Annotated in this window: 14 protein-coding genes; 8 read left to right on the top strand and 6 right to left on the bottom strand. The window is 72.8% G+C overall.

Annotation, left to right across the window (positions count from 1 at the left end; all coding sequences use genetic code 11):
- Positions 1–97: 97 nt before the first annotated feature.
- Complete coding sequence (locus tag BLW47_RS16785; protein ID WP_091557908.1) at positions 98–343, top strand: DUF2630 family protein; 246 nt, start codon at positions 98–100, stop codon at positions 341–343.
- A gap of 45 nt (positions 344–388) precedes the next feature.
- Here the strand turns inward: BLW47_RS16785 and BLW47_RS16780 are convergent, their stop codons facing one another.
- Both BLW47_RS16780 and BLW47_RS16775 read right to left on the bottom strand, forming a co-directional pair.
- Complete coding sequence (locus BLW47_RS16780) at positions 389–1,036, bottom strand: HAD family hydrolase (RefSeq protein ID WP_091557905.1); 648 nt, start codon at positions 1,034–1,036, stop codon at positions 389–391.
- A 57-nt stretch (positions 1,037–1,093) separates the two neighbouring features.
- Positions 1,094–1,960, bottom strand: a complete 867-nt coding sequence (locus BLW47_RS16775) for a carbon-nitrogen hydrolase family protein (protein WP_245736696.1) — start codon at positions 1,958–1,960, stop codon at positions 1,094–1,096.
- Between the two features lie 79 nt (positions 1,961–2,039).
- Here BLW47_RS16775 and BLW47_RS16770 point away from each other — a divergent pair, with 79 nt between their 5' ends.
- The 6 genes from BLW47_RS16770 to mug all read left to right on the top strand — a co-directional run bounded on the left by BLW47_RS16770 (position 2,040) and on the right by mug (position 6,324).
- Positions 2,040–2,624: a TetR/AcrR family transcriptional regulator gene (locus BLW47_RS16770; protein ID WP_091557897.1), complete on the top strand. Its 585-nt coding sequence runs from the start codon at positions 2,040–2,042 to the stop codon at positions 2,622–2,624.
- A 93-nt stretch (positions 2,625–2,717) separates the two neighbouring features.
- The gene (locus BLW47_RS16765; RefSeq protein WP_091557894.1) at positions 2,718–3,611 is read left to right on the top strand and encodes a TIGR04222 domain-containing membrane protein; all 894 of its coding nucleotides are present in this window, start codon (positions 2,718–2,720) and stop codon (positions 3,609–3,611) included.
- On the top strand, positions 3,608–4,429 hold the full coding sequence (locus tag BLW47_RS16760) for an MbnB/TglH/ChrH family RiPP precursor modification enzyme (RefSeq protein ID WP_091558220.1): 822 nt from the start codon (positions 3,608–3,610) through the stop codon (positions 4,427–4,429). Before BLW47_RS16765 ends, BLW47_RS16760 begins: the two co-directional genes overlap by 4 nt.
- A complete protein-coding gene (locus tag BLW47_RS16755) occupies positions 4,426–4,881 on the top strand; it encodes an SCO6045 C-terminal-like domain-containing protein (RefSeq protein ID WP_091557890.1) in 456 nt (151 codons plus the stop codon). Before BLW47_RS16760 ends, BLW47_RS16755 begins: the two co-directional genes overlap by 4 nt.
- Positions 4,882–4,915: 34 nt before the next feature.
- Positions 4,916–5,677: an SDR family oxidoreductase gene (locus tag BLW47_RS16750; protein ID WP_091557888.1), complete on the top strand. Its 762-nt coding sequence runs from the start codon at positions 4,916–4,918 to the stop codon at positions 5,675–5,677.
- Positions 5,678–5,817: 140 nt separating this feature from the next.
- The gene (mug, locus tag BLW47_RS16745; RefSeq protein ID WP_342709408.1) at positions 5,818–6,324 is read left to right on the top strand and encodes a G/U mismatch-specific DNA glycosylase; all 507 of its coding nucleotides are present in this window, start codon (positions 5,818–5,820) and stop codon (positions 6,322–6,324) included.
- Here the strand turns inward: mug and BLW47_RS16740 are convergent.
- The 4 genes from BLW47_RS16740 to BLW47_RS16725 all read right to left on the bottom strand — a co-directional run bounded on the left by BLW47_RS16740 (position 6,293) and on the right by BLW47_RS16725 (position 11,388).
- Positions 6,293–8,242: an ABC transporter ATP-binding protein gene (locus BLW47_RS16740; protein ID WP_091558217.1), complete on the bottom strand. Its 1,950-nt coding sequence runs from the start codon at positions 8,240–8,242 to the stop codon at positions 6,293–6,295. The genes mug and BLW47_RS16740 overlap by 32 nt on opposite strands.
- Before the next feature lie 151 nt (positions 8,243–8,393).
- On the bottom strand, positions 8,394–9,194 hold the full coding sequence (locus BLW47_RS16735) for an enoyl-CoA hydratase/isomerase family protein (RefSeq protein WP_091557880.1): 801 nt from the start codon (positions 9,192–9,194) through the stop codon (positions 8,394–8,396).
- Between the two features lie 46 nt (positions 9,195–9,240).
- Entirely contained in the window at positions 9,241–9,468 is a 228-nt protein-coding gene (locus tag BLW47_RS16730; protein WP_085066491.1) for a helix-turn-helix domain-containing protein, read from the bottom strand.
- A 315-nt stretch (positions 9,469–9,783) separates the two neighbouring features.
- Entirely contained in the window at positions 9,784–11,388 is a 1,605-nt protein-coding gene (locus tag BLW47_RS16725; protein WP_091557877.1) for an ABC-F family ATP-binding cassette domain-containing protein, read from the bottom strand.
- A 227-nt stretch (positions 11,389–11,615) separates the two neighbouring features.
- Here BLW47_RS16725 and ypfJ point away from each other — a divergent pair, with 227 nt between their 5' ends.
- Positions 11,616–12,530: a KPN_02809 family neutral zinc metallopeptidase gene (gene ypfJ / locus BLW47_RS16720; protein ID WP_091557875.1), complete on the top strand. Its 915-nt coding sequence runs from the start codon at positions 11,616–11,618 to the stop codon at positions 12,528–12,530.
- The last annotated feature ends 336 nt before the right edge of the window (positions 12,531–12,866 follow it).

Here is a 12,866-nt window from a genome sequence, read left to right as displayed (position 1 = left end):
TTCGCCCGCTTTTGAGGCGCTTCACCGGGGCCGTAACTGCAAGATCGACGGGGGCAGGGCGGGGCGGGATGACGCACGCTGTGCCAGGCTCGGGGGCATGGACGATGCGGCGGTGCTGAGGCGGATCCACGAGCTCGTCGACGAGGAGCACCGACTACGCGGTCAGCTGACCAGCGGGGCGATCTCGTCCGAGGACGAGCAGGCGCGGCTGCGCGAGCTGGAGGAGTCCCTCGACCAGTGCTGGGACCTGCTGCGGCGCCGGCGCGCGGCCCGCAACTCCGGCGACGATCCGGACCGCGCACAGCCACGCGGCAAGCCCGAGGTCGAGGGCTATCTGCAGTAACGGATCGCGGCATGCCCGGATCGCCAGAGCGGACGCGTCACATCGTCAGGCGGCGGCGAGCACGGTGGCGAGCGCCGCGATCACGCTCTCGCTCATCCGGGTCGGGGCGAAGCGCGTCTCCAGCCAGCTCCGCCCGCGGTGCAGCCACACGCTCGGCAGCCCCATCGCGGCGGCACCCCCGATGTCGGCCTCGGGGCTGTCGCCGATGATCCAGGCGCCATCGAGCCGCATCCGGACCCGTTCGGCGGCGAGCGCGAAGATCCGGGGATTCGGCTTGCTCACGCCGGCCTCCTCGGAGATCACCCAGTCCGCGACGTAGCGGTCCAGGCCGGTCCTGCGGATCTTCGCATCCTGCTGTCGGACGGCGCCGTTGCTCACCACCACCGGGATCCAGCCGGCGTCGTCGGCGATCCGCAGCGCGCAGGCGACCAGCGGGTCGAGCCGGGTGTACTCCACGACGCCGTCATGCAGCGCCTCGACGAGATCGAGCACAGAGTTCCGCAAGCGGTAACGGTCGCGGATCGCGTCGGCGAGATCCCATCGGTCGGTCAGACCATCGGCATCAACGGAGAGTAACCAGTCGATGTCACGCGTTGGCGCGTCGATGGCGGTCAGAAAATCCGTTCCCCAAGCCCGAAACGCCCCGGCCCGATCGAGCAGGGTGTTGTCCAGATTGAGGAGCAGGAGCGGCACTCGGGCACCCTACGTGACCTGTGCCACGTCACAACAGACCCGTCGTGTTAACAAAAATTAGCCCCCCAGCACGGTCCGGGCCTCCCCCTGATCGGCAAGCCGGTCCCGCAGCATGCTGTGCGCGGCCCGCGTCGCGGCGAGCTCGGCCGGATCGAGCACCGCCACCAGCACCGCCTCGCCGGAGTCGCCGCCCCGGACCAGCGGCCGGCCCTCCGGGTCGTACACCGCCGCCCCGCCGTTGAACCGCCACGGCTCCGCGCCGCCGACGGCGTTAGCGAACACGACGTACATCGTGTTGTCCAACGCCCGCGCCGCGTAGTAGAGATCACGGCGGTGCTCGGAACCGACGACGTAGCCGCTCGGGCACAGATAACCGTGCGCCCCCGAGGCCGCGGCGGCCCGCCCGTGCTCCGGGAAGCAGCCGTCGTAGCAGACCCCGAGCCCCAGCCGCCAGCCGTCGACCGCCAGGGTCGCCCCGCGCCGCCCCGGCGCGAACAGCTCGTTCTCGTCCGGTCCCCACAGGTGCTGCTTGTCGTAGGCGGCCGCGATCCCGCCGGCACGGTCGACGACAAGCGACGCGCACGCCGGGCGCCCGTCGTGGTGCCGCACCGCCGCGCCGACCACCACCACCACGCCGCGGTCCCGCGCCGCCGTCGCCAGCGGGTCGAGCCGCGCGTCGGCGACGCGGCGGGTCTCGTCGGCGGCGAGGTAGGTGCCGTCGGGATCGGCACGCAACGTCGGCGGATGGTAGGCCGGCAGGAACAGCTCCGGGAGTACGACCACCGCGGCGCCGGCGTCGGCAGCCCGGTGGACGAGACGGGCGGCGGTCGCGGCGTTGCCGGTCAGGTCGCCGGGGACGGGCTCGGCCTGCACGGCGGCGACGGCGAGCGGGTGACCGGGAAGAGCGTCATCGGCTGCGGACACAGCTGGATCGTAACGGGCGCAACTCAACAAGCCGTACGTACGGATTGCATAGGCCCCCGCCACCTGCCACGATCGACTCATGCCCCGGGTGAGTCAGGACCAACTCGACGCGCGCCGCCACGAGATTCTCGCGGCGGCCCGAGACAGCTTTGCCCGGCACGGCTACGAGGGCGCGACCGTCCGGGTGCTCGAGGAGGCGACGGGACTCTCCCGCGGCGCCATCTTCCACCATTTCCGCGACAAGGAGTCGCTGTTCCTCGCCGTCGCGGAGGACGACGCGGTCGCGATGGTGGAGACGGTCGCACGCAACGGCCTGGTGCAGGTGATGCGCGACCTGCTGGAACGCGCCAAGTCCCCGGACACGACGGGCTGGCTCGGCACCCAGTTGGAGGTGTCGCGGCGGCTGCGCACCGACCCCGCGTTCGCGAAGCGCTGGTCCGAACGGTCGGCGGCGATCGCCGAGGCGACCCGGGAGCGGCTGCGCCGACAGCGCGACGCCGGGGTGCTCCGCGACGACGTGCCGATCGACGTGCTCGCGCAGTTCCTCGAGCTCGCGTACGACGGTCTCGTGCTGCACCTGGCGATGGGGCGCCCCGCCGGCGACCTCGGGCCGGTGCTCGATCTCGTCGAGGAGGCGGTCCGCCGGCCAGCCGCCAAGAGCTGACCAACCCGGCCGCCGGTAACCCATCTTGGCAGCGTGGCACGCCTGTCCCACAATGAGGCCCAGCCACCTCTTTGGACGACAGGAGCACCGACGATGACGGTCGTCGCCGCCCCCGGGGACACCTGGGGCATTTCCGGTCCCGCGTTCCTGCTGATCTTCTCTCTCGCGGCCGCCGCGCTGGTCCTGGCCGCCCTGCTGCACCGCAACCTCATCTTCGCCGGCCCGCGGGACCGCCGCGCCCCCCAACTGACGCCGGAGCAGGCGGCCTACCTCAACGGCGGCGACCGGCTCGCCGTTTACACGGTCGTCGGCGGCCTGCGCGCGGCCGGCGCGCTCGGCACGGCCCCCGGCGGGTCCCTCACCGTCACCGGCCCGATGCCGACCGGGAGCACCCCGCTCGCCCAGGCGGTCTACAACGTCGCCGCGCAGGGCACCCGGACCCGTGCCCTGGCGACGCACCCGTGGGTGACCGCCGCGCTCGGGCGGCTGCGCGACGGGCTCGAGCGGGACGGGATCGCCGCCTCCGCGGCCCAGCGCCGCGCCGCCCGCCGGATTCCGCTGCTGCTGCTGGCCCTGGTCGGCCTCGGCGTGGTCCGACTGGTCGCCGGGTTGGCCGCCGACCGGCCGGTCGCGTTCCTGGTGCTGCTGCTGTTCGCCGTCACCGGCGTGACGCTGGTGCTGCTGGTCGCGGTGCCGCGGCAGACGCGGGCGGCGAAGGCGGCGCTGCGCGAGCTGCGGACCACCCACCGGCACCTCGCGCCCGCCAGTTCCCCGGCGTACGCCACGTACGGCGCGACCGGCGTGGCGATGGGCGTCGCGCTCTACGGCACCGCCTCGCTCTGGGCGATGGACCCGGCCTTCGCCCAGCAGGCCGAGATCGAACGCCAGATCCAGAACGCCAGCAACGGCGGCACCAGCTCGTGCGGTGCCGGCAGCTCCTGCGGCGGGGGCGGCGGCTGTGGCGGCGGAGGGGGCTGCGGCGGATGACCGCCCAGCCGTACGGCGTGGGGATCGGGTGGCGGCCGGAGATCGACGGCTTCGTCGCCGAGCTGCCCGGACTGCGGTTCGTCGAGGTCGTCGCCGAGGGCGTGCCCGGCACGGGACCCGTTCCCGACGGGCTGGCCGCGCTGATCGCGCGGGGCGTCACGGTCGTACCCCACGGGGTGCGGCTCTCCCTCGGCGGCGCCGAACCGGTCGAGCCGCAGCGGGTCGGGCACCTGGCCCGGGTCGCCGAGCTGCTCCGGGCGCCGCTGGTCAGCGAGCACATCGCGTACGTCCGGGCCGGCGGGATGGAGGCCGGACACCTGCTGCCGCTGCCGCGCACCCGGGCCGCCGTCGACGCGGTGGTGGCCAACGTCGCGCGTACCCGGGCCGAGCTGCCGGTGCCGATCGCGTTGGAGCCGATCGCGGCGCTCTTCGACTGGCCGGACGACGAGCTGACCGAGGCGCAGTTCCTCACCGAGATCCTCGACCGCACCGACGCGTTGCTCCTGCTCGACATCGCGAACGTCTACGCCAACGCACGCAATCGCGGCACGGATCCGCTCGCGCTGCTCGACGCGCTGCCGCTGGACCGGATCGCCTACGTGCACGTCGCCGGCGGCGACGAGCACGACGGGATCTACCACGACACGCACACCCACGCGGTGCCGGAGGCGGTGCTCGCGCTCATCCGCGAGCTGTGCGCCCGGCAGCGACCGCCGGCGCTGCTGCTGGAGCGCGACGGCGACTACCCGCCGGCCGACGTGCTCCGCGCCGAACTCGATGCGATCGCGGCCGCCGCCGACTACCCGACGGTGACGTGACCGGCGGGCACGACCTCGCCGCGCGGCAGGCCGAACTGGTCGCCGCGCTGGTGGCGGGGGCGCCGATCCCGGCCGGTTTCGACCAGCGGCTCGTCGGCGCCGCCCGCGCCGCGCTGCTGCGCAAGCGCGCCGGGGAGGTGGCACGGCACTGGCCGCTGCTCGCCGCGGCGTTCGGGCCGCGCTGGCCCGCCACATTCGCGCGGTGGGCGGCGGGACGGCCGACGCAGGGCGGGCTGCGCGACGGCTGGGATCTGGCGCGCACGCTGGTCGGCCGGGACGAGCTGCCCGCCGCCGCGGTCGAGGAGTTGGCCGTCCGCGACGCCGGCTGGCGGTACGACGGCACGTCCGCGCCCCGGCGCCGCCGGCTTCCGGCGCTGCGGCGTACGCCCGGCGCTGTCGTGCTCCAGGTGGCGGGTCGGGTGCGCGTGCTGCGGCCGGGCGGGGGCGGGTAGCGCGGCGACCGGCGCGGTACGGCAGGATCGGCACATGGATCTCGGGCTCACAGACCGCGTGTACGTGCTGACCGGCGCCTCCCGGGGCCTCGGGTTCGCCACCGCCCAGGCGCTGGTGGCCGACGGGGCGCGGGTCGTCATCTCGTCGCGGGACGAAACGAAGGTGACCGATGCCGTCGCGACGCTCGGCGGCCCCGACCGCGCGGTGGGCGTCACGGGCGACCTGGCGGAACCGGAGCTGGCGCAGCGCCTCGTCGACCTGGCGCGGGAGCGTTTCGGGCGGCTCGACGGCGCGCTGATCTCGGTGGGCGGGCCACCGCCCGGCACGGCGGCGCAGGCGACCGACGAGCAGTGGCGGAACGCGTTCGAGACGATCTTCCTCGGGATGGCGCGGGCCGCCCGCACGGTGGCGGCGGCGTTGTCCGACGGAGGCGCGATCGGGCTGGTGCTCTCCACGTCGGTGCGCAGCCCGATCGCCGGGCTCGGCATCTCCAACGGGCTGCGGCCGGGGCTGGCCGGCATGGCCAAGGACATGGCCGACGAGTACGGCCCGCGCGGCGTACGGGTGATCAGCCTGCTGCCGGGGCGGATCCTGACGGATCGCAACCGGGAGCTCTTCGGCGCGGCCCCCGACCCGGAGGCGGCGCGGGCCCAGGCGGAGGCGGGCATCCCGCTGCGCCGGATCGGTGACCCCGCCGAGTTCGGCCGGGTGGCCGCGTTCGCCCTCTCCCCCGCCGCCAGCTACCTGACCGGCATTTCGCTCCCGGTCGACGGCGGCGCCCTCCGCCCGCTCTGACCACCCTGATCCGCGTTGTGCAGCGATAAGCCCGGGATCGTCGCGATCACGGCGGGCGCCGTGTGGTGAGGCCGACGCGGGAGGATCTCATCGCGGCGGCGGGGCGGACGATTGCGGACGTTCTTCGTCCGGATTTGACCGTGCTGTTCTGCGGGATCAACCCGAGCCTTTACTCGGCGGCCACCGGGCACCACTTCGCCCGCCCGGGCAACCGCTTCTGGCCGGCGCTGCACCGCGGCGGATTCACGTCGCGGCAGTTGGCGCCGGCCGAGCAGCACGAGTTGCTCACCGCGGGGCTGGGCATCACGAACCTGGTCGCCCGGGCCACCGCCCGCGCCGATGAGCTGCACCCCGACGAGCTGGCCGCGGGCGCGGAACGTCTCACCGAGAAGGCGCGGCAGCACCGGCCCCGCTGGGTGGCCGTGGTCGGGGTGACGGCGTACCGGATCGGGTTCGGCCGGCCGAAGGCCGCGCTCGGGCGGCAGCCGGAGACCGTGGCGGGCGCGGGACTGTGGGTGCTGCCCAACCCGAGCGGCCTCAACGCGCACTACACGGTGACGACGCTCGCCGCGGCCTTCGCTGAGCTGCGGGCCGCGACGCTGGTGCCGTCGCCGCTCAGTCGTCGTAGCCGTGCGGCGGAATCGTGACGACCGGCTCCGGCCCCACCTCGTCGACGTACGGCGCCGGCGAATCGGCGACCGCGAACTGGGTCCGGTAGAGCTCGGCGTAGAGCCCGCCGGCCGCGACCAGCTCCTCGTGCCGCCCGCGCTCCACGATCCGACCGCCGTCGACGACCAGGATCTGATCGGCGTCACGGACGGTGGAGAGCCGGTGCGCGATCACCAGGGCGGTCCGCCCGGTCAACGCGACCGACAGCGCGCGCTGCACCGCCGCCTCCGACTCCGAGTCGAGGTGCGCGGTGGCCTCGTCGAGGATCACGATCGACGGGGCCTTGAGCAGCAACCGCGCGATCGCGATCCGCTGCTTCTCCCCGCCGGAGAACCGGTACCCCCGCTCCCCCACCATCGTGTCCAGGCCGTCCGGCAGCGAGCGCACCAGGTCGGCGACCTGCGCGCCGCGCAGCGCCGCCCACAGCTCCTCGTCGGTCGCGTCCGGCTTGGCGTACCGGAGGTTCTCCGCGATCGTCTCGTGCAGCAGGTGCGAGTCCTGCGTGACCACGCCGATGGTGTCGCGCAGGGAGGCCATCGTGGCGTCCCGGACGTCCACCCCGCCGACCCGGACCTCGCCGGAGGTCGCGTCGTAGACCCGCGATGCCAGCATCGCGGTGGTGGACTTGCCGGCCCCGGAGGGACCGACCAGCGCCACCATCTGCCCGGGCTCGACGGTGAACGAGACCCCGCGCAGCACCGGCTCGGCCACGGTGCGGTCGAGCGCCGCGACGTCCTCCAGCGAGGCGAGCGAGACCTCGGCGGCGCTGGGATAGCGGAAGTGCACGTCCCGGAACTCGAGTCGACCGGAGCCGGCCGGGATCGCGACCGCATCCGGCTTCTCGGCGATCGACGGGTTGAGGTCGAGGACCTCGAAGACCCGGTCGAAGGAGACCAGAGCGCTCATCACGTCGACCCGGACGTTGGAGAGCGCGGTGAGCGGGCCGTACAGCCGGGTGAGCAGCAGCGCGAGGGTCACGACGGTGCCGGCGCTGACCGCGCCGGTGACGGCGAGCCAGCCGCCGAGGCCGTACGTGAGGGCCTGGGCGAGCGAGGCGACCAGCAGCATCGCCACGAAGAACACCCGTGAGTACATCGCCGACTGGATGCCGATGTCCCGGACCCGCTCGGCCCGCTCCGCGAAGCGACGCGCCTCGACCTCGGGCTGTGCGAAGAGCTTGATCAGCAGCGCGCCGGCGACCCCGAACCGCTCGGTCATGGTGGCGTTCATCCGGGCGTCGAGGTTGTACGCCTCGCGGGTGATCTCGGCCAGCCGGCGGCCGACCCGGCGGGCCGGCACGATGAAGATCGGCAGAAGGATCAGCGAGAGCGCGGTGATCTGCCAGGAGAGCGTGAACATCACCGCCGCGGTCAGCACCAGCTGGATCACGTTGCTGACCACGCCGGAGAGCGTGGAGGTGAAGGCGCGCTGCGCGCCCAGCACGTCGTTGTTGAGGCGACTGACCAGCGCCCCGGTCTGGGTGCGGGTGAAGAACTGCAGCGGCATGCGCTGAACGTGGTCGTAGACCCGGGTGCGCAGATTGAGGATGATGCCCTCGCCGATGCGCGCCGAGTACCAGCGCTGCGCCAACGACAGCAGCGCGTCGGCGATCGCGAGCCCGGCTATGAACAGCGCCAGCCGCACCACGATCGTGCCGGCCTCCGGGCCGCCGCGCGTGATCGCGTTGATCACGTCACCGGCGAGCACCGGGGTGGCGACTCCGATGACCGCCGCGACCACCACAGTGACCAGAAAGACGGCGATGTCGCGCCGGTACGGCCGCGCGAACGCGGTGATCCGCCGGGCCGTGCCGCGGCTGACGCGGTGGCCTCGTACGTCGTCGCCGTGCCGCATCGACCGCAGCATGCTCCAGCCGCCCATGCCACCGGCGCCCATGCCACCGCCGCCCATGCCACCGGGCCCGGCCATCGGGTTGGGAGACACCCGTTACCTCCGTGTCGTCGTCAGTCGGCTTCAGTCTCGCCGACGACTACGACAACCACGGAAGTAACCGCCTTCTTCCCGACACGGTCCTTACAGCCCGCGGCTACTCGCCGTGCCCGGCCAGGTCCCGCAGCCGGCGCGTCTGCGCCTCCCGCTCGGCCCGCTGCTGATCGGCGTGCGACCGACCGGACGCCCCGGCGAGCAGCGCCTTGATCTCGATCACCGCATCCCGGTTGCCGGCCAGCAGCGCGGCGGTCAGGTCCCGCACCGCGGAATCGAGCTCCGCGCGGGGCACCACGACGTTGGCCAACCCGATCCGTTCGGCCTCCGCGGCATCCAGGCGCCGCCCGGTCGCACAGATCTCCAGCGCCCTGGTGTAGCCCACCAGCTCCACCAAGCGCTTCGTGCCGGCCAGATCCGGGACGAGCCCGAGCATCACCTCGGCCATCGACAGCCGCGCGTCGTCGGCGAGAACCCGCAGGTCGCAGGCGAGCGCCAACTGGAAGCCGGCGCCGATCGCGTGTCCCTGCACGGCCGCGATGGAGATGATGTCCGGCCGGTGCAGCCAGGTGAACGCCGCCTGGAACTCCGCGATCCGGTCCGCGCACTCCTCCGGGGGCAGGCGAACGAGATCGACGAAGGATGACCCGTCGGCGTGTTGCGACGGCGCCGGCGCGGCGCCGCCGGCGACGCCGCCGGCGACCGAAAGGTCGAGCCCGGCGGAGAACGCCCGCCCCTGCCCGCGGACCACCACCACGCGTACGTCACCGGGAAGTTCGCGCGAAAACGCGAGCAGCGCCCGCCACATGGCCGGGGTCTGCGCATTGAGCACGTCGGGCCGGTCCAACGTCACCGTTGCGACCGGCCCGTCGCAATCCAGCCGCACTCCGCCGTTCGACGTCATCTGGGGCACGCGCCGACGGCGGAGGCGGAACGGGCTGATGTGCTGGTCACGCCTTCTTACGGCGACGCGCGCCGCCGCGCTGGCGCAGTTGCACGCCGGATTCGGTGAGCACACGGTGGACGAACCCGTATGAACGGCCCGTGGAGGCCGCCAGAGCACGGATGCTCTCTCCCGAGGTGTACCGCTTGACCAGGTCCTTCGCGAGCGTCTGCCGCTCGGCACCGACGATTCGGCGACCCTTCTCAGTGCTGGTGGCTGTGCCAGTGGCTGCCATCTTGATTCCTCACGTCCCAGACTGTGCGGTTCGGTACGGTCCCACCTATTAGACCGCCTCGGACGATCATGCGCTAGATATCGAATGTTCGCCAACCGACACGCACAGCACTGTCGCTAACCCGATAGCGTGTTGCGGCGTGGTATGTGAAGGGTCTGAGACATGTCGCCGAAACGCCCGGCGCGACCTGCGCTTTGGTTCGGCCTGACATTTTTCGGAATGACGTTCACCTATTTCGGGGCACGGCGCGGCACACGGCTCCGCGCGGGCCGCGTGCCGTTTCCGGAGGCACCGCGCCGGCCCCGGCGGCGTCGCTCAGGCGAGCTCCACCAACTCCAGCAGGTCATCGCTCCAGGCGTCCTCGTCGCCGTCGGGCAGCAGGATCGCCCGGTCCGGCTTGAGCGCCTGAACCGCGCCGGGGTCGTGGGTGACCAGCACGATCGCGCCGGGATACCGCGCGATGGCGTCGAGCACCTGCTCGCGACTGACCGGATCCAGGTTGTTCGTCGGCTCGTCGAGCAGCAACACGTTGGCGCCGGAGCAGACCAGGGTGGCCAGCGCCAGCCGCGTCTTCTCGCCGCCCGACAGCACCCCCGCCGGCTTGTCGACGTCCTCGCCGGAGAAGAGGAACGCGCCGAGGATCTTGCGCAGGTCCGTGTCGGACTGCTCGAACGCCGCGCTGCGCATGTGCTCCAGCACCGTACGGTCGACGTCGAGCGTCTCGTGCTCCTGCGCGTAGTAGCCCAGCCGCAGTCCGTGCCCGGGCCGCACCTCGCCGGTGTCCGGCTCCAGCAGCCCGCCGAGCATCCGCAGCAGAGTGGTCTTGCCGGCGCCGTTGAGGCCGAGGATGGCTACCCGCGAGCCGCGGTCGACCGCGACGTTGACGTCGGTGAAGATTTCCAGCGAGCCGTACGACTTCGACAGGCCGGCCGCGGTCAACGGGGTCTTGCCGCACGGCGCGGGATCGGGGAAGCGCACCTTGGCGACCCGGTCGGCGACCCGCACCTCCTCGAGCCCCGCCATCAGCTTCTCGGCGCGGCGCGCCATGTTCTGCGCGGCGACGGTCTTGGTCGCCTTGGCGCGCATCTTGTCGGCCTGCGCCATCAGCGCGCCGGCCTTCTTCTCGGCGTTGGCGCGTTCGCGGCGGCGGCGCCGCTCGTCCGTCTCGCGGGCCTCCAGGTACGCCTTCCAGCCCAGGTTGTAGACGTCGACCACCGACCGGTTGGCGTCGAGGAACCAGACCTTGTTGACGACGGCCTCGAGCAGCGAGACGTCGTGGCTGATCACGATCAGGCCGCCCTTGTGACCGGAGAGGAACCCGCGCAGCCAGGTGATCGAGTCGGCGTCGAGGTGGTTCGTCGGCTCGTCGAGCAGCAGGATGCCGCCGCCGTTCTCGCCGGCGTCCCGGAACAGGATGCGGGCCAGCTCGATGCGGCGGCGCTGGCCGCCGGAGAGGGTACGGATGGGTTGGGCGAGCGCGCGGTCCGGCAGGCCGAGATTCGCGCAGATCCGGGCCGCTTCGGCCTCGGCGGCGTACCCGCCGAGCGAGGCGAACTGGTCCTCGAGCGCGCCGTAGCGACGGACCAGCTTGTCGTCGGCGCCGTCGGCGAGCCGCTCCTCGAGCGTCTTCATCTCGGCCATCAGCACGTCGAGGCCGCGCGCCGACAGCACCCGGTCCCGGCCGGTGACCTCCAGGTCGCCGGTGCGCGGGTCCTGCGGCAGGTAGCCGATCGCGCTGCGCCGCTCGATCTGCCCGGCGTAGGGAATGCCCTCGCCGGCGAGCACCTTCAGCGTCGTGGTCTTGCCCGCGCCGTTACGGCCGACCAGACCGATGCGGTCTCCCGGCTGGACGCGCAGCGTCGTGTCGGACAGCAGGATCCGGGCGCCGGCGCGCAGTTCCAGGCCGGTGGCAGTGATCATATCCTCGGACTCGCTCTCCAGGGCTCGAAGGCTGACTCACGGCACAGAAGAACGCCGACGGGCGGTGAGGTCTTCCCGTCGGCGCTGGGCATTCAGCCTCGGCAGAGCAGCACGCGGCCATTGTACCGGCCGCCGTCAGACCACGAACCGGATTACCGATCAAGATCAACGGGTACGGATCGGCAACGGCGATTGCATCACGGGACGGATCGGCGATCGGGGCTGCCATGGAACTCAACGAGAACGCGCGCATCGACACGAGTCAGGTGGAGGACCGCCGCGGCGGCGGCGGCGGACTGGCCGGCAGCGGCATTCCGATCCCGATCCCGACCGGCCGGGGCGGCATCGTCGGTCTGATCATCGCGGCGCTCGTGGCGCTGGTCGGCGGCGGATTCGGCATCAACGCGGCAACCAGCGGGGGCGGCGATCAGGGCGACAACGCCGCGATCGAGCAGCGGTGCGCCGCGAACGACGCGCTGCAGCAGCTGGACTGCCGCAACACGCTGTTCGTCAACTCGATCCAGGCGTACTGGCAGACCGCGCTGCCGCAGCACTTCGGGGAGCGCTACCAGCAGGCGGACACGGTCTTCTTCCAGCAGGCCGTGAACACCGGCTGCGGCGCGGCGGATTCGGGCGTCGGTCCGTTCTACTGCCCCGCCGACCGGCACGTGTACATCGACCTCGGCTTCTATCAGGTGCTGGCCCAGCAGCTCGGCGCGCGCGGCGAGTTCGCCCAGCCGTACGTGCTCGCGCACGAGTACGGCCACCACGTGCAGACCCTGCTCGGCACCGAGGCGCAGATGCGGCGTCAGCAGCAGCGGGACCCCGGCAACGCCAACCGGCTGTCGGTGATGCTGGAGCTGCAGGCCGACTGCTACGCGGGGGCCTGGGCACGGAACGCGACCGGCACGGCCGACGCCGGCGGCCAGAAGATCTTCAAGAGCATCAGCGCGGCCGACATCCGCGAGGGACTCGACACCGCGGCGGCGATCGGCGACGACACCATCCAGCGGAAGTCCGGCGGACAGATCAACGAGTCGAAGTTCACGCACGGCAGCTCGGCGCAGCGACAGCAGTGGTTCAACCAGGGGTACGAGAGCGGCGACCCGAAGAGCTGCGACACCTTCAACGGCCAGGTCTGACGCCGCCGCCCCGCGCGCGTCAGCGCCAGCGGCACGGCCACCCCGGCCCCGCGCTCGCGCGCGGGGCCGGCGCGGTTCCGGCGGAGGTGCGGCGCGGGTCCGGCGGGGTGCGGCGCCGGGTCCGGCGCACCGCCGCTCGGTCCGGGATACCGCGCTCGCCACCTTTGCTCTGCTTACCTAGCGGAAACGCCCGGCGTCCGGTAACCGGACGGCGGGTGTTTCCCATGCGTAAGCAGAGCAAAGGGGGGCGGCGGGTAACGGTCGGGGCGCGGCGGACGGCGCGGACGGCCCGGCGGACGGACGACGCGGCGGGCAGAAGGCGCCGCGGACGGACGG

This window comes from Micromonospora pattaloongensis, from assembly GCF_900107255.1.
GTDB classification, from domain to species: domain Bacteria; phylum Actinomycetota; class Actinomycetes; order Mycobacteriales; family Micromonosporaceae; genus Micromonospora_I; species Micromonospora_I pattaloongensis.
The sequence above is the reverse complement of the archived record's forward strand: the minus strand, read 5'-3'. Positions and strand labels throughout refer to the sequence as shown.